Raw genomic sequence first — 20,240 nt, forward strand, 5'->3', positions numbered from 1 at the left:
AGTACACTGCACGCTCCAACACCAACATCCGTTGAACTCGAGGTTTTTGCATGACGCTCAGTCCTTTGGCAGGCAAGCCGGCTCCGGCCAGCGTGCTGGTCGATATTCCCCGACTGCTCACCGCCTACTACACCGGCCGCCCCGACGCTGCCGTGGCGGCCCAGCGGGTGGCCTTCGGCACCTCTGGGCACCGGGGCACCTCGCTTGAATTGAGTTTCAACGAGTACCACGTCCTGGCCATTACCCAGGCCATCTGCCTGTATCGCCAGGAGAAGGGCATCGATGGCCCGCTGTTCATCGGCGCCGACACCCACGCACTGTCGGCACCGGCTACCGCCAGCGCCCTGGAAGTGCTTGCGGCCAATGGCGTGCAGGTCATGCTGTCCAAGGACGACGAATACACGCCGACGCCAGCTGTTTCCCATGCCATCCTCTGCCACAACCGTGGCCGCGAGCAGGGCCTGGCCGACGGCATCGTCATCACCCCGTCGCACAACCCGCCGCAAAGCGGTGGCTTCAAGTACAACCCGCCCAATGGCGGCCCGGCCGACAGCGACGTGACCAAGTGGATCGAGGCCAAGGCCAACGAACTGCTGGCTGCTGACCTGGCTGGCGTCAAACGCATGAACCATGCCCAGGCGCTGCAGGCATCCACCACCCAGCGGCACGACTACGTGAGCAACTACGTGGCCGACCTGGAAAACGTCATCGACTTCGACGTCATCCGCGGCGCCAAGCTGCGCCTGGGCGTCGACCCGCTGGGCGGGGCAGGGGTGCGCTATTGGTCGGCGATTGCCGAGCATTACAAGCTGGACCTTGAAGTGGTGAACACCGAAGTCGACCCGACCTTCCGCTTCATGACCGTCGACTGGGACGGCCAGATCCGCATGGACCCATCCTCGCCCTACGCCATGCAAGGCCTGATCGGCCTGCGCGAACGCTTCGACGTGGCCTTCGCCTGCGACCCGGACCACGACCGCCATGGCATCGTCACCCCCGATGGCCTGCTGCAGCCGAACAATTACCTGGCCGTGGCCATCGACTACCTGTATCGCCACCGCCCGCAATGGCGCAGCGATGCCGCCGTTGGCAAGACCGTGGTCTCCAGCGGCCTGATCGACCGCGTCACCCAGCGCCTGGGCCGTGAACTGTACGAAGTGCCAGTGGGCTTCAAATTCTTCGCCCAGGGCCTGTTCGACGGCACGCTGGGCTTTGGTGGCGAGGAAAGCGCGGGGGCGTCGTTCCTGCGCCGCGATGGCTCGGTCTGGGCTACCGACAAGGACGGGCTGATCCCGGCCTTGCTGGCTGCCGAGATGACCGCCCGCACCGGGCGCAACCCGAGCCAGGCCTACGCCGACCTGACCGAGGCGCTGGGCAAGCCGTTCGCCACCCGTGTCGAAGCCAAGGCCGATGCCCGGCAGAAGGCTTTGCTGAGCAAGCTGGCGCCGCAGCAGGTGAAGTCGACCGAGCTTGCGGGTGAGCCGATCGTGCAGATCCTCAGCCATGCGCCGGGCAACGGCCAGGCGATTGGCGGGCTGAAGGTGATGACCGCCAATGGCTGGTTTGCCGCGCGCCCGTCGGGCACCGAAGATATCTACAAGATCTACGCCGAAAGCTTCATCGACGAGGCGCATCTGCAGCGCCTGGTGCAAGAAGCGCAGGTGCTGGTGGACGCGGCGATTGCCTGACAGGTAACAAACCGCTTGGTTCTGCGGTGCGGTGTAAATTAGAATTAATCTTATTTACACCACCGCAGGGCCTTTCCCATGATCGACGCCGCGCCGCCACCGGAGCATAGCCTGCCTGCCCTGTACCAGGCCCATCGCGGCTGGCTGGAAACCTGGCTGCGGCGGCGCATGGGCAATGCCTGGGATGCCGCCGACCTCAGCCAGGATACCTTCCTGCGTATCTTGGCCAGCGCGCAGCCGCTGGCAGACATTCGCGAACCGCGTGCCTACCTGCTGACCGTGGGCAAGCGCCTGCTGAGCAACTTTCACCAGCGGCGCAGCCTGGAACAAGCCTACCTTGATGCACTGGCACAGTTGCCCGAGCAGCATGTGCCCTCGCCAGAGCAGCGTTGGGTGCTGCTGGAAACCCTGCAAGCCCTCGACGAGTTGCTCGACGGCCTCAAGGCGCCGGTACGCAAGGCCTTTCTCTGGAGCCAGTTGGAAGGCCTGGGCTATGCCGAGATCGGCAAGCGCCTGGGCGTTTGCGAGCGCTCGGTCAAACGCTACATGGCGCAGGCCTACGAGCATTGCCTGCTGGCCGAACTGTAATGACCACCCATTCCCCCGAAATCCGCGAGGCACTGCGGGCTGCCGCCCGCTGGCTGGCGCTGGTGGACTCTGGCGGTGCCAGCGCGGGTGACCTGCAGCGCCTGGAACAATGGCGTACCAGCAGCACCTTGCACGAACACGCCTGGCAAAAGGCACTGCTGTTGCGCCAGCGCTTTTCCGCGCTACCCGGCGCAGTGGCCATGGCCACCCTGGACCGCCCGGATGCCGGCCGTCGGGCGTTGCTCAAGCAGGCCCTGGGCGTGGCGGCATTGTTGCCGGCGGCCTGGCTGGCAAGCCGCGAGCTGCCGTTGGAAGCCTGGACCGCCGACATGCACACCGCGGTCGGCGAGCGCCGGCAGGTGTTGCTGAGCGATGGCACATTCGTGCAGTTGAACACTGACAGTGCGGCGGATATCGACCTGGGTGCCCGTCGCCTGACATTACTGCGTGGCGAAGTGGCGGTCAGGTTGCCTGGCCACCTGACCCTCACTTTGCAGGTGCCGTATGGCCAGGTCGCGCTGGATGCCGGTGAGGTGTGCCTGCGCCTGGTCGATCAGGCTTGCCGGGTATCGGTGCTCAAGGGCACGGCCAACCTGCAGCCGCGGCAAGGCCCGGCACTGCTGCTGCAGGCCGGGCAGCAGGCCAGCCTGCAAGTGGCCGGGGTTGGCCCTGTCACCGGCCTGGACGCATGGCTGCTGGGCTGGCGCGAAGGGGTGTTGCGCCTGGAGGACCGCCCCTTGGGCGAGCTGCTGCACGAATTGCGCAGGTACCGCCCCGGCGTGCTGCGCTGGGCGCCCGAACTGGAAGCCCTGCGCGTGACCGGCACGTTCCGCCTCGATGACACCGACCGGGTGCTGGCCTTGCTCGCCGCCAGCCTGCCGTTGCAGGTGCACACGCGCACGCGTTACTGGGTGAGCCTGGCCGCGCGAGAAAATCGTGCATGAGGCTGTCCCCTTTTTTTCGCTCACCGGTCATTACCGGTAGGAGCAAATAAAGGGGAGCCCTGTTCAATGCCAGTTGTCATGTCCTGCCGCCTGCGCCCACTGGCGCGTGCGGCACATCCGTTGTTCGCCATGAGCCTGCTTTTGTGTGCACCGGCCTGGGCCGACGAACCCGCCCGGCGCAGCTATCAGGTGCCCGCCACAAGCCTGGGTGCGGCACTTACCCAGTTTGCCGACCAGGCAGGAGTCAGCCTGTCGCTGGACCCGGCGCTGGTCAACGGCCGGCAGAGCAATGGCTTGTCCGGCAGCTACAGTGTCGACGAAGGCTTCACCCAGCTGCTGCGCGGCAGCGGCCTGCAGTTGTTGCCTGTGGGCGAGGGCGCTTTCACGTTGATGCCGGCCCCCCAGGCGAGTGGTGCGCTGGAAATCGCCCCGACCAGCATTGTCGGTGGCCTGGCCGCAGGCAACGAAACGCAACCTTATGCCGGTGGCCAGGTGGCACGTCAGGGTTCACAGGGCCTGCTGGGCACGCGCGACTTCATGGAAACCCCGTTCAGCATCACCAGTTACACCAGCGAACTGGTGAAGAACCAGCAGGCGCGGACCTTGGGCGAACTGATCGCCAGCGACCCCTCGGTGCGCGCCACCAACCCGGCGGGTGGGCGCTTCGAGCAGTTCACCATTCGCGGCTTCAGCCTGTTCAACAGCGATGTGGCCTACAACGGCCTGTACGGCATCCTGCCGACCTACTCGATCGACATGGAAATGGCCGACCGGGTCGACATCATCAAAGGCCCCAGCCAGTTGATCAACGGCATTTCGCCGCGAGGCAGTGTCGGTGGCGGCATCAATGTGCAGCCCAAGCGGGCCGGTGACCAGCCGCTCACCGAGTTTACCGGTAGCTATGCCTCGGCTGGCCAGGCAGGCGGCGCGGTGGACGTTGGCCGGCGTTTTGGCGAAGGCCAGCAGTTCGGCGTGCGCTTCAACGGCGTGAAACAGGCAGGCGACACCGAATGGGACCACCAGCGTGTCGAGCGCGAAATGGCGGTGTTGGGCCTGGATTTTCGTGGCGAGCGCCTGCGGCTTTCGGCAGACCTGGGCCATACCGAGCGCGACACCGATGCACCGCAGGAGCGGGTGCTGGTCGGTGCCAATGCCAAGGTGCCGAATGCCAACGACGTACGCCACAACTACGCCCAGGCCTGGAGCAAGGCGCGCACCAACGACACCTTCGGCGCGCTGCATGCCGAGTACGATATCAGCGAGTCGCTGCTGGCCTATGGCGCGGTCGGTGCGCGCAAGAGCAACCATGACTTCCTGCGCCACAACGTGTCCATCAGCAACGATGCCGGCGACTTCACCGTGCAGCCGCGCGACTTCACCCGGGATGAATCCGTGCGTACCGCCATGGCCGGCGTGCGCAACTGGTTCCATACCGGGCCGGTCAGCCACGAGCTGAACCTGGCCGCCACCTACTTCTACATGGACTTCACCAACGGTGGCGCCCGCTATGCCTCGGCGGCCAGCAACCTCTACCATCCGATAGCCACGCCGACACCGGGCACGCCAACCCGCATCGACCCGGAGGTGTACACGGAAAACCGCTTCTCCGGCGTGGCCCTGGCCGACACCCTGGGCTTCTTCGACAACCGTCTGCTGCTGACCCTGGGTGCGCGCTGGCAGCGGGTGCAGCTGGATGACTGGAGCGACGATATCAAGGGCGATACCGCCTACGATGAAGAGAAGGTGTCGCCTTCGGGCGGCGTGCTGCTCAAGGTCAGCGACCAGCTGTCGTTGTATGCCAACTACATGGAGGGCCTGAGCCAGGGCAAGATCGCGCCGTCGACATCGGTCAACGAAGACCAGATCTTCCCGCCGTTCACCAGCCGCCAGGTCGAGGTGGGGGCCAAGTACGACCTGGGCCAGGTCGCCTTTACCGCCAGTGCCTTCCGCATCCGCCAGCCCGCCTACGAAACCAACCCTGCATCGCGGGTGTTCGGCCCCAATGGCAAGCGCGACAACCGCGGTATCGAACTGAGCGTGTTCGGCGAACCCGTGCAAGGCGTGCGCGTGCTGGGCGGGGTGATGTACATCGACAGTGAACTGACCGACACCATCGGTGGCGCCTACGATGGCAACCGCGCGCCGGCTACGCCCGAGTACAACGTCAACCTCGGCGCAGAATGGGATGTGCCTGGAATGAACGGCCTGACCCTGACGGCGCGGGGCATCCACTCGAGCTCGCAGTACCTGGACCAGAACAACAGCAAGCAGATCGACGGTTGGGAGCGTTACGACGTGGGGGCGCGTTATGCGTTCAAGGTGGATGCCACCCAGGTTACCTTGCGCGCCAGTGTCGAGAACGTGCTGGACGACCGCTACTGGAGTTCGGCCGGGGCCTCGGATGACAGCGAGCCGGGGCTGACGCTGTCTACGCCGCGTACCTACCTGCTGTCGGCGACAGTGGGTTTCTAGCCCATTTTAAAAGTTGGCGCGTTCCCTGTAGGAGCGGCCTTGTGTCGCGAAAGGGCTGCAAAGCAGCCCCAGCAATTTCAACTGCTGCGCATCAATCCTGGGGCCGCGTTGCGGCCCTTTCGCGACACAAGGCCGCTCCTACAGGGTGCCCTGTTCATGCAACTTACCGGGTCAGACCGAATCAGGCACCACGGCGATCACATCGATCTCCATCAACCACTCGGCCTGGGCCAACCCGGCTACCACCAGCCCAGTGGAAATCGGGAACACGCTCTTGAGCCACTTGCCTACCTCCTTGTACACCGGCTCGCGGAAGCGCGGGTCGGTGATGTAGGTGGTGGTCTTGACGATGTGCGACAGGTCCGAGCCGGCCTCTTCGAGCAGTTGCTTGACGTTCTTCATCGCCTGCTCGGCCTGCGCCCGTGGGTCACCCAGGCCCACCAGGTTGCCTTCGAAGTCAGTACCTACCTGGCCGCGCACGTAGATGGTGTTGCCGGCGCGTACTGCCTGGCACAGGTCGTTGTCCAGGGTCTGGTTGGGGTAGGTGACCTTGGTGTTGAACATGCGGATGCGAGTATGGGTAGGCATCAGTGGGCTCCGAGGGTGCTGACGTTGCTGATCTTGGGTTGCTGCTGCTCATCCGCTGCGCGTTGTTCGCGGTCGCGGTAGGCGGTATAGGTGCGTTGCGTGGCGATGTGGCCGGCGACGTGCTTGGCGTCGTGCCACACGCCCCAGATGAACGACGAGCCACGGCGCGACAGCCACGGCAGGCCAAGGAAGTACACCCCCGGCTCGCGGGCTACACCGCGTTGGTGCTGGGGCTTGCCGTTGGCGTCGAAGGTGTCTACCTGCAGCCAGCTGAAGTCGACACCGTAACCGGTAGCCCAGATGATGCTGGTAACGCCGGCCTTGGCCAGGTCCAGTTGCTGCAGCGGGTTGCGCATGCACTCAGGGTCGGCCAGGCGCTTGCGGGCTTCGGGCTCTTCCGGCAGGTCCAGGCCGTTGCGTTCGATGTAGGCATCGGCGGCATCCAGCAGGGCCAGGTAGTTGTCATCGCCGCGCTTGATGTTCTCGACCAGGTTGTCCTGGAAGCGTGCCACGCCGTTCTCGAACGACTGGGTCAGGCCGACCAGGGTCATGCCCTGGTGGGCGAGGGCGCGGAAGTCCACGGTGTGGCCGCCACGGGCACCACTGACGGCAATGGTCACGTGCTCGCGGCCAGGCTTGGCGATTTCCGCATCCCACTCACCCAGCACGCCCAGCCACCAGCAGAAGTCGCGGTTGCGGTAAGCGCGTGGCGGGCGATCATGGGCGCCGACCGAGAGGTACACTTGGCGCCCGGCACGCATCAGTTCTTCGGCGATCTGCACCCCGGAGGAACCGGCACCGACCACCAGCACAGCGCCTTCTGGCAATTGCTCGGGGTTGTAATAGGCGGCAGAGTGGATCTGGTGCAGGTTGCTGTCTTTCGGCGCGATGGCCGGGATCACCGGCTTCTGGAACGGGCCGGTGGCGGCGACCACGCGGTTGGCGCGAATCACGCCTTCATTGGTTTCGATGGTGAAACCGGGGCGGTCGCTGTTGCGCAGCACTTTCTTCACTTCGATGCCGGTGCGTACGGGCAGGTTGTACTTGCGTACGTACTGCTCGAAGTAGTCGGCCACCTGGTCCTTGCCGGCGAACGCATCGGCGTCGAGGTCGAATTCCAGCCCGGGGAAGCGGTCGTGCCAGACCGGGCCGTTGGCCACCAGCGAGTCCCAGCGGCCGGTGCGCCAGGCCTCGGCGATACGCTTGCGCTCCAGCACCAGGTGCGGCACGCCAAGCTTGCTCAGGTGTTCGCTCATGGCCACGCCGGCCTGGCCGGCGCCGACGACGAGGGTGTCGATTTCGAGGTTGTTCAGTGTCATGTCCGAGCCCTTGTTCAGGCGGTTTCTGTCAGGTCGGTTTGGAGGACCGCCGTTGCCTGGGGCCAGACTAGGGATGCCGTGGAAATGGCGAAAATAGTATTTAGCTGGGGCTTGCCGATAAAACGGCGAAGGCCCTGGATTCTGTGGCTTGCGAGTTGGACGCAAAGGGGCCGAGCGCTGTGCCGCCAGGAATGATTGGCCCGAAACAGATGCAGGAGCAGCCTTGTGCTGCGAAGCGCCGCGCCGGCGGCGCTCGATCTTTGCCAGAGCAAAGTTTTTTCCTGCCTAACCCCTCGGAAAAAGGTCGTTTCGCCTGCCGCAAGGTCATCCCAGAATGCCGTGTATCGCACAGCACAACAGGAACCATGACATGACTTTTTCCATCATCGGTCGTTGCCAGGAAACCGGCCAGGTCGGTATCGCCATCAGCTCTTCGAGCATCGCCGTGGGCGCCCGCTGCCCGTGGGTGCGGGCCGGGGTGGGCGCGGTCGCCACCCAGAACATCACGCTGCCTGCACTGGGCCCGCAGATTCTCGATGCTCTGGAACAGGGCCAGTTGCCGCCTGCCGCTGCGCTGGACCGGGTGCTGAGCGCCAATGGCTGGAGCGAGTACCGCCAGGTCACGGTGATCGACAGCCATGGCCAGGTTGCGCTGTTCACCGGCAAGGAAGCCTTGGGCACGCACTACGCCCTCGCCGGTGAGCAATGTGCGGCGGCAGGCAACCTGTTGGCTTCGACTCAGGTGATCGAGGCGATGGTGCAGGCCTTTGAACAAGCCGGCGGGCATCTGGCCGACCGCCTGCTGGCCGCCATGCACGCGGCGATGGCCGCAGGCGGCGAGGCCGGGCCGGTGCATTCGGCGGCGTTGAAGATTGCCGGCGAGCTGACCTGGCCGCTGGTGGACCTGCGTGTGGACTGGGCCGAGGCTGACCCGATCGCTGTACTCGACGGCCTGTGGCAGGCGTATCGGCCGCAGATGCAGGATTACGTTACCCGCGCCCTCAACCCGACGGCCGCGCCAAGCTACGGGGTGCCGGGCGATGAGTGAATCTGCCAGTCGCGCGCTGCTGGCCAGGCTGATCGGCTTTGCCACGGTCAGCCGGGATTCCAACCTCGAACTGATCAGCTTCATCCGCGACTACCTGGCCGAGATGGGGGTGGAAAGCGAACTGTTCCATAACCCGGAAGGCACCAAGGCCAACCTGTTCGCCACCATCGGCCCGCAGGGCGTTGGCGGCGTGGTGCTGTCCGGGCATACCGATGTGGTGCCGGTGGACGGCCAGGCCTGGACAGTCGAGCCGTTTGCCCTGAGTGAACGCGACGGGCGCCTGTATGGCCGTGGCACGGCCGACATGAAGGGCTTCATCGCTTCGGTGCTGGCGGCTGTCCCCGCGTTCCTCGCCCAGCCGTTGCGCATGCCGGTGCACCTGGCGTTCTCCTATGACGAGGAAGTCGGCTGCCTGGGGGTGCGCTCGATGCTGGCCGCTCTGGAGCAGCGCCCGCACAAGCCACGGCTGTGCCTGATTGGCGAACCCACCGAACTCAAGCCGGTGCTGGGACACAAGGGCAAGCTGGCGATGCGTTGCCAGGTGCATGGCGCGGCCTGCCACTCGGCGTACGCGCCGTATGGGGTGAATGCCATCGAGTATGCGGCGAAGCTGATCGGCAAGCTGGGTGATATCGGTGATGCCCTGGCGTTGCCGGAGCATCACGACGAGCGCTTCGACCCACCGTTCTCCACTGTGCAGACCGGTGTGATCAAGGGGGGCAGGGCGCTGAACATCGTGCCGGCGGAATGCGAATTCGATTTCGAAGTGCGGGCCTTGCCGGGGTTCGAGGCGCAGGCAGTGGCAGATCAGTTGCAGACCTATGCCGAGGCCGAATTGCTGCCGCGCATGCGCAAAGTGAATGCGGCCAGTGCCATTCGCCTGCAGCCGTTGAGTGCGTATCCGGGGCTGGCTACCCCAGCGGATAGCGAGGCGGCTGGCCTGGTGGCGTTGCTCAGTGGCTCGGATCAGTTCGGTACGGTGGCGTTTGGTACCGAAGGTGGGCTGTTCGACCAGGCGGGCATCCCGACCGTGGTGTGTGGGCCAGGGAGCATGGACCAGGGGCACAAGCCGGATGAGTTCGTCAGTGTCGAGCAGTTGCGGGGGTGTGATGCCATGTTGCTGAGGTTGGTGGATTACCTCAGGCAGGATTGACTGTGTTGGCTTCTTCGCGGGCTCGCCCGCTCCCACAGGATCTCGTCAGTCTCAAGGCCTGTGCAGTACCTGTGGGAGCGGGTTCACCCGCGAATGGGCCGCCGCGCGGCCCCGGGTATTCAGAAGGTAGCCTTGACCTGCAGGCCAACCACCAGCGCGTTGTCGATATCCTTTCCGGAGAACGCACCCGGTTCGATGATGTACTGCACATCCGGGCGCAGGTTCAGCCAGGGCGTGGCCTGGTAGCCATAGCTCAGCTCGATCAGTTGCTCGGCGCTGTCGATATCGGGGAACTGCTGCCCGGCATTGAACGCGGCATCCTCCAGCACGTCGCGGCTACGCGGGTTGGGCACGGCACGGCCATAGCCCAGCGCCACGGTATCCTTCGGGCGGCTTGCGAACGGCTTGTACAGCACCACGCCGGCGCCATACCACTTGGTAAACGGCGAGGCGGCCTTGCTCGACGCCGAGTACTGGCCGAAGGCGTGCAGGCTGCGGCCCGGCGAACCCTGGTCGTTCCACACGGCCTGGTCCACCAGCAAATAGTGGCCGCCACGGCCGGACACTTCCTCGTCGCTGCCGATGCGCTTCACATCGGAGCTGTCGTAGTAGTAGCCCAGCTTGTACTCGCCAGGCAGCTCGCCCTGCAGCTTGTAGACCAGCTCTACCGGTACCACCGTGCCGGTGGTGTGCTTGGGGCCCAGGTGCCAGGCGCGGCTGGAGTTGCCGTTGCTATCCGGATCGACGTTGAACGCCGCCACACGCAGTTGCCAGGACGGTGACAGGTCATACTTCACCCGCACGCCCAGGTGGGCATTTGGGTAATTGGTCCAGCCACTGCCACCAGACATGTTCAGCGGGTGACCGCAGAAGCCGGCGTTCATGAAATTGCACAGGATGCCACTGTCCAGGCCGCCGAGGTCGTTGCCCATGGCCATGTAGCCGAGCTTGACGTTGAGTGCCGGGGTGAACAGGGTTCGCTCGTAGCTCAGCTCGGTCAGGCGGGTGTACAGGCCGCCAAAGTTTTCCTGGATCGGCAAGCGGTTGCCCACCAGGTCTTCCGAGGCGCTGTTGCCGCGGCGGTCGTTGATGGTCAGTTGGACCTTGCCGCCGTTGTCCAGGCCATACAGTTTCGACAGGTCGAACTGCACGCCCAGTTTCAGGTTTTGCGAGTAGCGCGCCGAGCGGTGCAGGCCACCGTGGGCGTTGTAGGCGGTTTCGCCGCTGTAGTCGCCGGTGAACCTGACGCCGTCTTCTTCCAGCTGGTGACGCAGGCCGCCCCAGTCACCGGTCAGGGTGCTGCGGGTCATCAGGTCGCCGTCGGCCAGGGCGGTGGTACTGGCAAGGGCCAGCAGCAGGGTAGGGGTGATGCGAATTGCGGATGGCATTGCTGGATCTCGGGTTGTCTTCCAGGGCCTCTTCGCGGGTGAACCCGCTCCCACAGGTTTTTCACTGCCCTTGCAAACTGTGCAGTTCCTGTGGGAGCGGGTTTACCCGCGAAGAGGGCGACGCGGTCTTACGGCAGAGCGTAAGAAATCACGTAGTCGCCACGGTCAGTCGACTGGCGCGCGCCGCCAGCCGTGATCACCACGTACTGCTTGCCGGTTTTCGGCGAGACGTAGGTCATCGGGCCGCCTTGGCTGCCCACTGGCAGGCGAGCCTTCCAGATTTCGTTGCCGTTGCTGCTGTCGTAGGCGCGCAGGTAGAAGTCCTGGGTGCCGGCGATGAACACCAGGCCACCCTGGGTAGACAGGGTGCCGCCGAGGGTCGGCAGGCCGATCTTGATCGGCAGGTGCATGCGGATGCCGAGCGGGCCTGTGTCCTCGACGGTACCCACCGGTACCTGCCACGCCACCTGGCGAGTCTTCATGTCGATGGCGGTCAGGGTGCCGAAGGGTGGCGCCTGGCACGGAATGCCGGCCACCGACAGGAAGCGGTTCTTGTTCACCGCATACGGGGTGCCCTTGAGCGGTACTGCGCCCATGCCGGTGTTCAGCGCTTCGCCACCGGAAGCGGCACCGCCCTTGTTTTGCGACGGGATCATCTGGATCCACAGGCCCAGGCGCATGTCGTTGACGAAGATGAAACCATGTACCGGGTCGGTGGAAATGCTGCCCCAGTTCATGCCACCCAACGAACCCGGGAAGCTCAGCGACAGGTCGGTGCCCGGCGCGGTGTACAGGCCGTCGTAGCGCATTTTCTTGAAGTCGATGCGGCACAGCAGCTGGTCGTACGGGGTTGCGCCCCACATGTCCGATTCGGTCAGGGTCTGCGCGCCGATCTGCGGCATGCCCACCGACTTCGGCTGGGTTGGCGAGTACGGCTCGTTGGGGATGTTGCTTGGCTTGACCGGTACTTCGTCGACCTGGGTCAGCGGCTTGCCGGTGGCGCGGTCGAGCACGTAGATCTGCCCGGCCTTGGTGCCGATTACCACTGCAGGTACCGACTGGCCGTCGTCCTTGGTGAAATCGATCAGGCTCGGCTGCATCGGCAGGTCGAAGTCCCAAAGGTCGTTGTGCACGGTCTGGAACACCCACTTCTGGTTGCCGGTGGTGGCGTCCAGGGCCAGTACCGAAGCGCCATAGGTGTGGTCCAGCTTGCTGCGTTCGACACCGTAGATGTCGGTGGACGACGAGCCCATCGGCAGGAACACGGTATTCATCGCCGGGTCGTAGGACATCGGGGCCCAGCTGTTGGGAGTGCTGCGCACATAGGTGCTGTCGCCCTGCGGCGCCTGGCGATCTTCCGGGTTGCCGGGGTCGAAGGCCCAGCGCATTTCACCCGAGATCACATCGAAACCACGGATCACGCCGCCTGGCATGTCGGTCTGGACGTTGTCGGCGACGCGGCCGCCAACCACCACGGTGGTACCGGCCATCAGTGGGGCCGAGGACAGCTGGTAGTAGGAGTCCGGCACATCTCCCAGGCCTGCCTTGAGATCGACCTGGCCGTTGTTGCCGAAGCCCTGGCAGAACTCGCCGGTGTCGGCGTCGACGGCAATCAGGCGGCCATCGATAGTGTTGGTCAGCAGGCGACGCTGGCAGTTGGCACCGGCCGGTACGCTGGCGACGGTGACTGGCGAGCTGTTCGGCTGGGTGGGCTGGGCGATGGCGGCAGTGGCGTCGAAGTAGGCCATGCCACGGCAACGCTGCCAGACTTTGGACTGGGCGTTGATCGCGTTCTTCCACAGCTCCTTGCCAGTGTCGGCATCGAGGGCGATCAGGTTGTTGTGCGGCGTACAGATGAACACCTTGTTGCCGACCTGCAGCGGGGTCAGCTGGTCTTCGGCACCGTTGCCGTCGCTGAGCGCCACGTCACCGGTGTGGTAGGTCCAGGCCACTTTCAGCTTGTTGACGTTGTCGCGGTTGATCTGGTCCAGCGCAGCGAAGCGGCTGCCACCCTCGGTGTTGCCGTAGTGGGCCCAGTCCTTCTGCGCCTTGTCGGCCTCGACCGGGGTCATGCCCGGGCCTTTGCCGGTGGGGGCGACGCTGGGGTGGGCGACGAACATGTTGCCGGCGGCGATCACCAGCAGCACCGCCATCACCCCGGCAACGCCATAGGCACCGCGGCCGGCGCTGACACCATTGGCACGGGCCAGCAGCGGGTAGACCAACGCCACCACCATGCCGATTGCGCCGAACATGAACAGGCGCGAGAACAGTGGCCAGAACACCAGGCCAGCGTCGATCAGCGCCCAGATGGCAGTGCCGACCAGGAATGCCGCGTATAGCCAGGCACCAGCCCGTTTGCGGCGAGCGATGAGGACGCCGGCGATGGCCATGGCCAGGCCGCCGACCAGGAAGTACCAGGAACCGCCCAGGCCGGCCAGCTTGACGCCGCCCGCAGCCAGGAGGAGGCCGAGCAGGGCGATGATCACGCCCAGGCCGACCAGGATGATGTTTGTGGCGCCAGAGGCGCGCGGTGTTTCTTTCATGCCAGGGATCTCAGCAGGTGGAATGCGCGCAGTGTAATCGCTTAGCTTGCTAATTAACAAGTTGGTACATAATTTTGTGGGGCGGATTGTCGCAGGGCTGCGCGCTACAAGATGTGGCTAAAAGTCTAGATTACGCTGCTAAAATTGCGCGATAAGCGGAGAGAAGAAAGATTTTGCGTAATATGCGGGCGGCTTGGCGGCGCATGCACAAGCTGCCCGTAGCCGCTATTGGATGGATAGATTGTCCAACGCCATCAACGCGCCGTCTTCCATGCTGCTCATCAGTCTGAGCGTTTCTGGCGCCTCGACTTCCAATGTGAGGCGCCCCGACTGCATCGGGCCGATATGCTCGTCTTTGACCAGCACAGTTTCACGACCGCTACGCTCTTCGAGCACTACACAGTAGCTATTGCATGCCCACGAAAATTCGACCTTGCGAGCCTCTTTGGCATCCACCACTGCATCGATTGGGAAACGCACCAGATTGTCCAGCAGCAGGTAATTGCCAGACAGATGCGGTATGCCCTGGTCCGCATTACTGATTTCTACCCGTTTCGATACCGAGGTTTCGAAGCCGTACCCGCCAGACACGACATCGAGCGGGGACCCGGTCGGCAAATCTTCGAAGTCCACATGCACAGGGAGTGCAACAGAGTCGGCCTGGTCGCTTTCCAGAAAGCTGATGACCGTTGTGTCCTGCGCAAGGACGGGGAAAGCCATGCGTATCAGCGGCAAGGTAATCTTGTAGGCCTCGCGGTAGCGTGCCTGGTCCACCCGTGCCTTGGCGCGGGACTCAAGGCTTCGGGCAGGGTAGAAGAACGAATGCAGCGGAAGGTCGGCGCCCTCTCCAGTATTCCAGGTTGAAAGCATCAGCTCATTGAAGGTTTCGCGTGCCAGGCCGGTGAGCCCCTGGTGGGCATCAAGTGACATTTTGAACCAGGCTGCCGTATCACCACTGCCGTCACGTACGTCCCAACCACACACTTTGCTCAGTGTTGCCGTTCTGCCGTATTTTTCGAGCCAGTGCGAAGCGCTGTCGATACCGAGTGATTGGCATGTATCGGTATCGGGCTCATCTGGCATTGCGCCGCAACCTTGAAGGGTAGGCCGTTCCCATGTATTGGCGTTGATCGGGAAGGTGCACAGTACCTTGATGGTCTTTATCTTGCCGTCGGGAATGGCCTGATTGGGGTAGAAGACAAAGCCATTCCAGTTCTCCCACGTTCGGCTGAATGTCTGGTCTCGACGCAGCCATGAGAACGAGACCCCTCCCAGGCGTATTGCGCCGGGGCTAGGGTCCCAAGGGTAGAAGGCGGGATTGGTATCGGTCGCCCGAAGCAGAATGCCGCTGCACAAGTGTGCGGGCTTGTCGGGTCCTCCACAATCGGCAGAGGTATTCTCGTACCAGGCCTTGAGTTGGCGCACGGCTTCAGCCCCGGTTGGCCCGAAATTGGCAGCATGATGCACCTGAGGCGGCTTCGCGGTTTCTGGCTGTGAATCGTCGTTGCCGGTGTTGATACTGCAGCCTGTCACAACGAGCGCATAGAGTAATACTGGAGCGATACGCATGCTTTCGGGTCTCCCAGTCCATTACCTGGTTGGCGTCATCAAGTTCGTTGACGCAGCAACCGTTGTGCGCGTTCGATGGACCAAGCGAGACGTGATATTCACTTCACTTTGCGGAGCGCGCAGGCCGAGTATTGGTAGGAGCCTTTCACTACACAACTGGCAGAACTGCTAGTTGGCTGCCGTTGTAACCCCAGGTTTCGTATTGCGAATCGGGCAAAACACTCAGAGACTGGGCCAAGGGCTGTCGGCTCCGTAGAACACTGCCAGCCAGACGGTGGCAGTGCCGGGTGCGGTCCATTCCACGCGGTGGCGATAATGCGGCGGGATGTCCAGGCAATCGCCCGGTGCCAGCAGGCGGGTGTGGCTCTCGTGTTCGAAGCGCAGGCCGGCGGCGCCACTGAGCAGCACGATCCATTCACCTTCGGCCTGGTCGTACCAGAAACCGGGCGGGCTGGCCTGGCCGCTGGAGACGATACGTTCAACACGCACGCCCGGGCGGCTGAGCAGTTGGTCGACCCATTCGGAACTGGTGGGGTCGCAAGGGGGCAGGGCAGTCAGCAGGTTGGTCGGGATCATGGAAAACCTCGCTTGGAAGGGGGTGGTTCCACTATGGACGCAATTGCCGTGCGCCGCGCTTCTTGACCAGCCCGGCTGTTTGTAAGAACTTTCCGGGATTTGGAAGATGGGCAGCAAATGGACAAACTCCTGGCGATGAAGATGTTCGTGGCCACCGTCGATGCCCAAGGCTTTTCTGCCGCTGCACGCCGGCTCGGGCTGGCGACATCGTCGGTGACGCGCCTGGTCGATGCCCTGGAAGCGGCGTTGGGTGCCACCTTGCTCAACCGCTCCACCCGCCAGGTCAGCCTGACCGAGGCCGGCGCCCGTTATTACGAACGTGCGCGGGGTATTTTCGAGTCCCTGGACGAGGCCGATGCCAGCGTCGCCGACCGCGGCGAGGAGCCTGTCGGTGTACTACGCCTGTGCTTGCCGGTGGAGTTCGGCAGGCGGGTCATCGCCCCGCACCTGGGGCCGTTCCTGGCGCAGCATCCGGCTCTGGAGCTGGACATCGACCTCAGCGACCGCCTGGATGACCTGCTCGACGGGCGCTATGACCTGTCGATCCGCTTGGGCGACCCCTCGCCCAATGACGAGCTGGTATGCCGCCAGCTGGGTCGCTTCCAGCGTTGGCTGGTGGCCAGCCCGGCCTACCTGGCCGGGCGTGACGCGCTGGAGCACCCGCGGCAGCTGCTTGAGCACGCCTGCCTGCGCTTTCGCTACGGGCAGAAAGGGCGCCCCTGGCGCCTGGCACGCGGGCAGGACAGCCTGGAACTGGATGTGAGCGGGCCGTTGCGCAGTGCCAATGCCGACATGTTGCGCGAAACCGCGCTGGCGGGCAGCGGCATCGCGCTGCTGGCCGACTGGCTGGTGCGCGAGGATGTGGCGGCCGGGCGCCTGCAGCGGCTATTCCCCGATTGGCAGGCCAGCCCCGGCGCGGCCAATGACAGCATCAACGCGCTATACCTGCCCAACCATCGTGGTTCGCGCCGGGTCAATGCGTTCATCGACTTTTGCGAAAACCTGTTGTCGCGCAGCACCTAGCGTTGCGCAGTGCGCAAAGCCTTGTTGCGCCAGCGCTGGATTCTCGCCAAGCGTGCGTCTGGGTAAGGTGGCCGGCATATTCCACCCATTGCCGAGGACACTCGCATGACTCCCTCCCTTGCCGCCGTGCAGCCTACAGCCACCGGCCTCAGCCGGGCCCTGGTCGCCCTGCTGGCGTTCTGCTGCGGCGCGATCGTCGCCAATATCTACTATGCCCAGCCCATCGTCGGGCTGATCGCCCCGGACCTGGGGCTGTCCACCGAGCATGCCAGCCTCATCGTTTCGCTAACGCAGCTGGGCTATGCCTTGGGCCTGCTGTTGCTGGTACCGCTGGCCGACCTGTTGGAAAACCGCCGCTTGATGGTGGCTACTGCCGTGCTGGCCTGTGTCAGCCTGCTGCTGGCGGGGACCAGCAGCAGTGGCCAGGGCCAGCTGTTCCTCGGCTATGCACTGCTGATCGGTTTCAGTTCCGTGGCGGTACAGATGCTCATTCCGCTGGCGGCGCACCTGGCGCCGGAGCAGCAGCGTGGGCGGGTGGTCGGCAACATCATGGGCGGCCTGCTGCTGGGTATCCTGCTGGCGCGGCCGTTGTCCAGCCTGGTGGCCGACTACTTCGGCTGGCGTGCGGTGTTCATTGGCGCTGCCGTGGTGATGCTGGCGATCATCCTGTTGCTGGCCCTGACCTTGCCGCAGCGGGTGCCCGAGCACAAGGCCAGCTATGCCGGGCTGATGCTGTCGCTGCTCACGCTGCTGCGCCGTTATCCGTTGCTGCGCCAGCGCTCGCTGTACCAGGCATTGATGTTCGCCGCGTTCAGCCTCTACTGGACGGCGGTGCCGATGGCCCTGGCAACCCAGCATGGCCTGTCGCAGAGCCAGATCGCGGTATTCGCCCTGGTGGGCGCGGTGGGCGCCGTTGCCGCACCCATGGCCGGCCGTCTGGCCGATGCCGGGCATGCCCGGGCCGGTTCGCTGCTGGCGTTGTTGCTGGCACCGGCGGCACTGTTGCTGGGGCTGACGGTACCGGGCTACAGCGTGATCGGCCTGGGCCTGACCGGCGTGCTGCTGGATTTTGCGGTGCAGATGAACATGGTCATCGGCCAGCGTGAAGTGTACGCGCTGGACCCGGCCAGCCGCGGGCGGCTGAACGCGGTGTACATGACCAGTATCTTCCTGGGAGGGGCGCTGGGTTCGGCGGTGGCCAGTGCGGTGTTCGGCCAGTTTGGCTGGCAGGGTGTGGCGCTGGTGGGCGCGGGGCTGCCGCTCGTGGCCTTGATCATCTTCGTCGCCAAAGCGCGCCGGGGTTGAATGGTAGCGCGGTCACCTGTGGGAGCGGCCTTGCGTCGCGAAAGGGGTGCGAAGCGCCCCCAGGATCTACGCATCACTTCAGAATTGCCGGGGCCGCTTTGCGGCCCTTTCGCGACGCAAGGCCGCTCCCACAAAAAACTGCACACGCCTGTATCAGACGCTACCGCCCAAGCGGCAACGCCACACCAATCACGGCAAACAGGCTGCCGCAGCAGCGGTTGAAGCCCTTGCCGCCCTTGGCCAGCCATGGCCGTATGCGAAATGCCAGGCGCGCCAACAGGTATTCGACCAGGAATTCGACACTGGCAAAGGTAGCCGCCATTACCACGAACTGCAGCAGCAACCCACGCTGCGGGTCGATGAACTGCGGCAGGAAAGCGCCGTAGAACAGCAACACCTTGGGGTTGGCCATGGCCGACAGCAGGCCTTGGCGGAACAGGCCGGCATTGCCCAGCTGCGCGCTTCGCGCGGTCAGTTCCAGGTGCAGGCCCGGGCTGCGCCACAGCTGGATACCCAGCCAGATCAGATAGGCGCCACCCACCCACTTGAGCACGCTCAGCACCGACGCCGAAGCCTGTAGCAATGCGCTGAGGCCGAACATGGCCAGGGCGATCAGGGCACTGAAGCCAAACACCCCGCCAACGATGGTGAACAATGTCCGGCGTGCGCCATACAAGGCACCGTGGGTCAGGGCCAGCAGGCTGTTGGGGCCCGGGGTCAGCGACAGGCCGATGCTCGCCAGCAGGTAGATGAGCCAAGTGTCGAGTGCCATGGGGGAAGTGCCTTGTTGGTGTGGAGGGCGCCAGTCTATGGCGCCGGCCTTGGCCAGCAAGGGTATGATCCGGACATTTAATGGTCGTTTCTGGACGCGATGCCAATGCTCCCCGATATCCGCTTGCTGATCTTGCCGTTACCGGATTTTGCCCTGCTGCCGTTCGGTGCCTTTCTCGACAAGTTGCGTTTCAGTGCCGACGACGAGGACTACAGCCAGCAGCGCTACTGCAGCTGGACCGTGGCGGGGCTGTCCCTCGACCCGGTGCCGTCGAGCAGTGGCGCGGTGGTGCAGGTCGAGGCCGTCGCAGGCCAGCTCGAGCTGGCCGGTTTCGACTACCTGGTGGTGTTCGGCGGGCGCAACGCCATGGCCACCGCCGCGCTGGCGCCTCGCTACCGGGCCTTGCTAAGGCAGGCCGGCAAGGCTGGCGTCAAGCTGGTGGGGATCGACAACGGTGCTTTCCTGTTGGCCGCCTGCGGGTTGTTGCAGGGGCACAAGGTAGTGGTGCACTGGCGCCACGAAGCCGAATTTCGTGCGGCCTTTCCGCATTTGCAGGTGCTGACCGAGCAGCTGTATTGCATCGACGGTAGCCGCATCACCTGCGCCGGCGGCACAGCCGCCATCGACCTGGCCGTCGCGCTGTTGTCACGTGCCTGCGGGCGGACACGGGCGCTCAAGGGCCTGGCCGACATGCTGGTGGATGAAACCCGCGATAGCCGCCATGCCTTGCGCTCGCTGGAGCTGCCGGCCGGGCAGGGTAGGCAGGTGCAGCGCGCGCAGGCGTTGATGCGCCATCACCTGGGTACGCCGCTGACCGCGGAGCAGTTGGCGGCAGAGCTGGGCATCAGCCGGCGCCAGCTGGACCGGCAGTTTCACGCCAGCCATGGCATGAGCGCCAAGGCCTGGTGGCTGGAGATGCGCCTGCAACAGGCGCGCTGGCGCTTGCTCAATTCCAGCCACAGCCTGGCGCAGATTGCCGATGAAGTGGGCCTGGGCGATGCCAGTTACCTGGGCAAGTGCGTGCGGCGACGGTTTGGTTGTACGGCCATTGAACTGCGCTGTCAGGTAGAGAACTGAATTCACAAGCGGTCCACGTACCCTGTGGGAGCGGGCTTGCCCGCGAAGAGGACACCGCAGTGGATGGCACGGGCTTCGCCCGTGTTCGCGGGCAAGCCCGCTCCCACAGGGATCGCGCCAGCCTTTAGAAATTGAGCAAGACAGTTGCTCCCACAGGGTCCCTGCTAATTCAATGAGTCCGGTG

General features: G+C 64.5%; 16 protein-coding genes. 9 read left to right on the forward strand and 7 right to left on the reverse strand.

Annotation, left to right across the window (positions count from 1 at the left end; translation table 11 throughout):
* Positions 1 to 50: 50 nt before the first annotated feature.
* The 4 genes from pgm to JV551A3_RS13795 all read left to right on the forward strand — a co-directional run bounded on the left by pgm (position 51) and on the right by JV551A3_RS13795 (position 5,692).
* Entirely contained in the window at positions 51 to 1,688 is a 1,638-nt protein-coding gene (gene pgm / locus JV551A3_RS13780; protein ID WP_133971945.1) for a phosphoglucomutase (alpha-D-glucose-1,6-bisphosphate-dependent), read from the forward strand.
* Between the two features lie 78 nt (positions 1,689 to 1,766).
* The gene (locus tag JV551A3_RS13785; protein ID WP_133971947.1) at positions 1,767 to 2,276 is read left to right on the forward strand and encodes a sigma-70 family RNA polymerase sigma factor; all 510 of its coding nucleotides are present in this window, start codon (positions 1,767 to 1,769) and stop codon (positions 2,274 to 2,276) included.
* The gene (locus JV551A3_RS13790) at positions 2,276 to 3,220 is read left to right on the forward strand and encodes a FecR domain-containing protein (protein WP_133971949.1); all 945 of its coding nucleotides are present in this window, start codon (positions 2,276 to 2,278) and stop codon (positions 3,218 to 3,220) included. The genes JV551A3_RS13785 and JV551A3_RS13790 overlap by 1 nt, the downstream gene beginning before the upstream one ends.
* Before the next feature lie 66 nt (positions 3,221 to 3,286).
* Positions 3,287 to 5,692 carry a TonB-dependent receptor gene (locus JV551A3_RS13795; RefSeq protein WP_133971951.1) on the forward strand — a complete coding sequence of 802 codons (2,406 nt, stop codon included), beginning with the start codon at positions 3,287 to 3,289 and terminating at the stop codon, positions 5,690 to 5,692.
* A 171-nt stretch (positions 5,693 to 5,863) separates the two neighbouring features.
* Here the strand turns inward: JV551A3_RS13795 and JV551A3_RS13800 are convergent, their stop codons facing one another.
* Both JV551A3_RS13800 and JV551A3_RS13805 read right to left on the reverse strand, forming a co-directional pair.
* Positions 5,864 to 6,280 carry a RidA family protein gene (locus JV551A3_RS13800; RefSeq protein ID WP_133971953.1) on the reverse strand — a complete coding sequence of 139 codons (417 nt, stop codon included), beginning with the start codon at positions 6,278 to 6,280 and terminating at the stop codon, positions 5,864 to 5,866.
* Positions 6,280 to 7,599, reverse strand: coding sequence for a flavin-containing monooxygenase (locus JV551A3_RS13805; protein ID WP_133971955.1), 1,320 nt, complete (start codon positions 7,597 to 7,599; stop codon positions 6,280 to 6,282). The genes JV551A3_RS13800 and JV551A3_RS13805 overlap by 1 nt, the downstream gene beginning before the upstream one ends.
* A 370-nt stretch (positions 7,600 to 7,969) precedes the next feature.
* Here JV551A3_RS13805 and JV551A3_RS13810 point away from each other — a divergent pair, with 370 nt between their 5' ends.
* Positions 7,970 to 8,647, forward strand: a complete 678-nt coding sequence (locus JV551A3_RS13810; RefSeq protein WP_133971957.1) for a DUF1028 domain-containing protein — start codon at positions 7,970 to 7,972, stop codon at positions 8,645 to 8,647.
* Positions 8,640 to 9,800 (forward strand): acetylornithine deacetylase, encoded by a 1,161-nt coding sequence (gene argE / locus JV551A3_RS13815; RefSeq protein WP_133971959.1) that lies wholly within the window; start codon positions 8,640 to 8,642, stop codon positions 9,798 to 9,800. Before JV551A3_RS13810 ends, argE begins: the two co-directional genes overlap by 8 nt.
* A 119-nt stretch (positions 9,801 to 9,919) precedes the next feature.
* On the opposite strand, the gene JV551A3_RS13820 is transcribed toward argE, so the two are convergent.
* From JV551A3_RS13820 to JV551A3_RS13835, 4 genes are all read right to left on the reverse strand, one after another.
* Positions 9,920 to 11,188, reverse strand: coding sequence for a carbohydrate porin (locus tag JV551A3_RS13820; protein WP_133971961.1), 1,269 nt, complete (start codon positions 11,186 to 11,188; stop codon positions 9,920 to 9,922).
* Between the two features lie 128 nt (positions 11,189 to 11,316).
* A complete protein-coding gene (locus tag JV551A3_RS13825) occupies positions 11,317 to 13,734 on the reverse strand; it encodes a glucose/quinate/shikimate family membrane-bound PQQ-dependent dehydrogenase (RefSeq protein ID WP_133971963.1) in 2,418 nt (805 codons plus the stop codon).
* Positions 13,735 to 13,959: 225 nt separating this feature from the next.
* A complete protein-coding gene (locus JV551A3_RS13830; RefSeq protein WP_133971965.1) occupies positions 13,960 to 15,303 on the reverse strand; it encodes a hypothetical protein in 1,344 nt (447 codons plus the stop codon).
* A gap of 222 nt (positions 15,304 to 15,525) precedes the next feature.
* Complete coding sequence (locus JV551A3_RS13835) at positions 15,526 to 15,879, reverse strand: cupin domain-containing protein (protein WP_133971967.1); 354 nt, start codon at positions 15,877 to 15,879, stop codon at positions 15,526 to 15,528.
* Positions 15,880 to 15,996: 117 nt separating this feature from the next.
* On the opposite strand from JV551A3_RS13835, the gene JV551A3_RS13840 reads away from it, so the two are divergent.
* Positions 15,997 to 16,902 (forward strand): LysR family transcriptional regulator, encoded by a 906-nt coding sequence (locus JV551A3_RS13840; RefSeq protein WP_133971969.1) that lies wholly within the window; start codon positions 15,997 to 15,999, stop codon positions 16,900 to 16,902.
* 105 nt (positions 16,903 to 17,007) lie between these two features.
* A complete protein-coding gene (locus JV551A3_RS13845; RefSeq protein WP_133971971.1) occupies positions 17,008 to 18,207 on the forward strand; it encodes an MFS transporter in 1,200 nt (399 codons plus the stop codon).
* A gap of 160 nt (positions 18,208 to 18,367) precedes the next feature.
* Here JV551A3_RS13845 and JV551A3_RS13850 read toward each other — a convergent pair whose 3' ends face one another.
* The gene (locus JV551A3_RS13850) at positions 18,368 to 18,979 is read right to left on the reverse strand and encodes a LysE family translocator (RefSeq protein WP_133971973.1); all 612 of its coding nucleotides are present in this window, start codon (positions 18,977 to 18,979) and stop codon (positions 18,368 to 18,370) included.
* A gap of 105 nt (positions 18,980 to 19,084) precedes the next feature.
* On the opposite strand from JV551A3_RS13850, the gene JV551A3_RS13855 reads away from it, so the two are divergent.
* Positions 19,085 to 20,056, forward strand: coding sequence for a GlxA family transcriptional regulator (locus JV551A3_RS13855; protein ID WP_133971975.1), 972 nt, complete (start codon positions 19,085 to 19,087; stop codon positions 20,054 to 20,056).
* Positions 20,057 to 20,240 lie beyond the last annotated feature (184 nt).

Source organism: Pseudomonas inefficax (assembly GCF_900277125.1).
Lineage (GTDB): Bacteria > Pseudomonadota > Gammaproteobacteria > Pseudomonadales > Pseudomonadaceae > Aquipseudomonas > Aquipseudomonas inefficax.

What these genes read in the sequence shown, in the direction of transcription:
- JV551A3_RS13785 (WP_133971947.1), top strand. Translation starts at nt 1,767, where the DNA reads ATGATCGACGCCGCGCCGCCACCGGAGCATAGCCTGCCTGCCCTGTAC.
- JV551A3_RS13840 (WP_133971969.1), top strand. Translation starts at nt 15,997, where the DNA reads ATGGACAAACTCCTGGCGATGAAGATGTTCGTGGCCACCGTCGATGCC.
- JV551A3_RS13810 (WP_133971957.1), top strand. Translation starts at nt 7,970, where the DNA reads ATGACTTTTTCCATCATCGGTCGTTGCCAGGAAACCGGCCAGGTCGGT.
- JV551A3_RS13830 (WP_133971965.1), bottom strand. Translation starts at nt 15,303, where the DNA reads ATGCGTATCGCTCCAGTATTACTCTATGCGCTCGTTGTGACAGGCTGC.
- JV551A3_RS13820 (WP_133971961.1), bottom strand. Translation starts at nt 11,188, where the DNA reads ATGCCATCCGCAATTCGCATCACCCCTACCCTGCTGCTGGCCCTTGCC.
- JV551A3_RS13805 (WP_133971955.1), bottom strand. Translation starts at nt 7,599, where the DNA reads ATGACACTGAACAACCTCGAAATCGACACCCTCGTCGTCGGCGCCGGC.
- JV551A3_RS13795 (WP_133971951.1), top strand. Translation starts at nt 3,287, where the DNA reads ATGCCAGTTGTCATGTCCTGCCGCCTGCGCCCACTGGCGCGTGCGGCA.
- JV551A3_RS13790 (WP_133971949.1), top strand. Translation starts at nt 2,276, where the DNA reads ATGACCACCCATTCCCCCGAAATCCGCGAGGCACTGCGGGCTGCCGCC.
- JV551A3_RS13825 (WP_133971963.1), bottom strand. Translation starts at nt 13,734, where the DNA reads ATGAAAGAAACACCGCGCGCCTCTGGCGCCACAAACATCATCCTGGTC.
- JV551A3_RS13835 (WP_133971967.1), bottom strand. Translation starts at nt 15,879, where the DNA reads ATGATCCCGACCAACCTGCTGACTGCCCTGCCCCCTTGCGACCCCACC.
- JV551A3_RS13850 (WP_133971973.1), bottom strand. Translation starts at nt 18,979, where the DNA reads ATGGCACTCGACACTTGGCTCATCTACCTGCTGGCGAGCATCGGCCTG.
- JV551A3_RS13855 (WP_133971975.1), top strand. Translation starts at nt 19,085, where the DNA reads ATGCTCCCCGATATCCGCTTGCTGATCTTGCCGTTACCGGATTTTGCC.
- JV551A3_RS13800 (WP_133971953.1), bottom strand. Translation starts at nt 6,280, where the DNA reads ATGCCTACCCATACTCGCATCCGCATGTTCAACACCAAGGTCACCTAC.
- JV551A3_RS13845 (WP_133971971.1), top strand. Translation starts at nt 17,008, where the DNA reads ATGACTCCCTCCCTTGCCGCCGTGCAGCCTACAGCCACCGGCCTCAGC.
- argE (WP_133971959.1), top strand. Translation starts at nt 8,640, where the DNA reads ATGAGTGAATCTGCCAGTCGCGCGCTGCTGGCCAGGCTGATCGGCTTT.
- pgm (WP_133971945.1), top strand. Translation starts at nt 51, where the DNA reads ATGACGCTCAGTCCTTTGGCAGGCAAGCCGGCTCCGGCCAGCGTGCTG.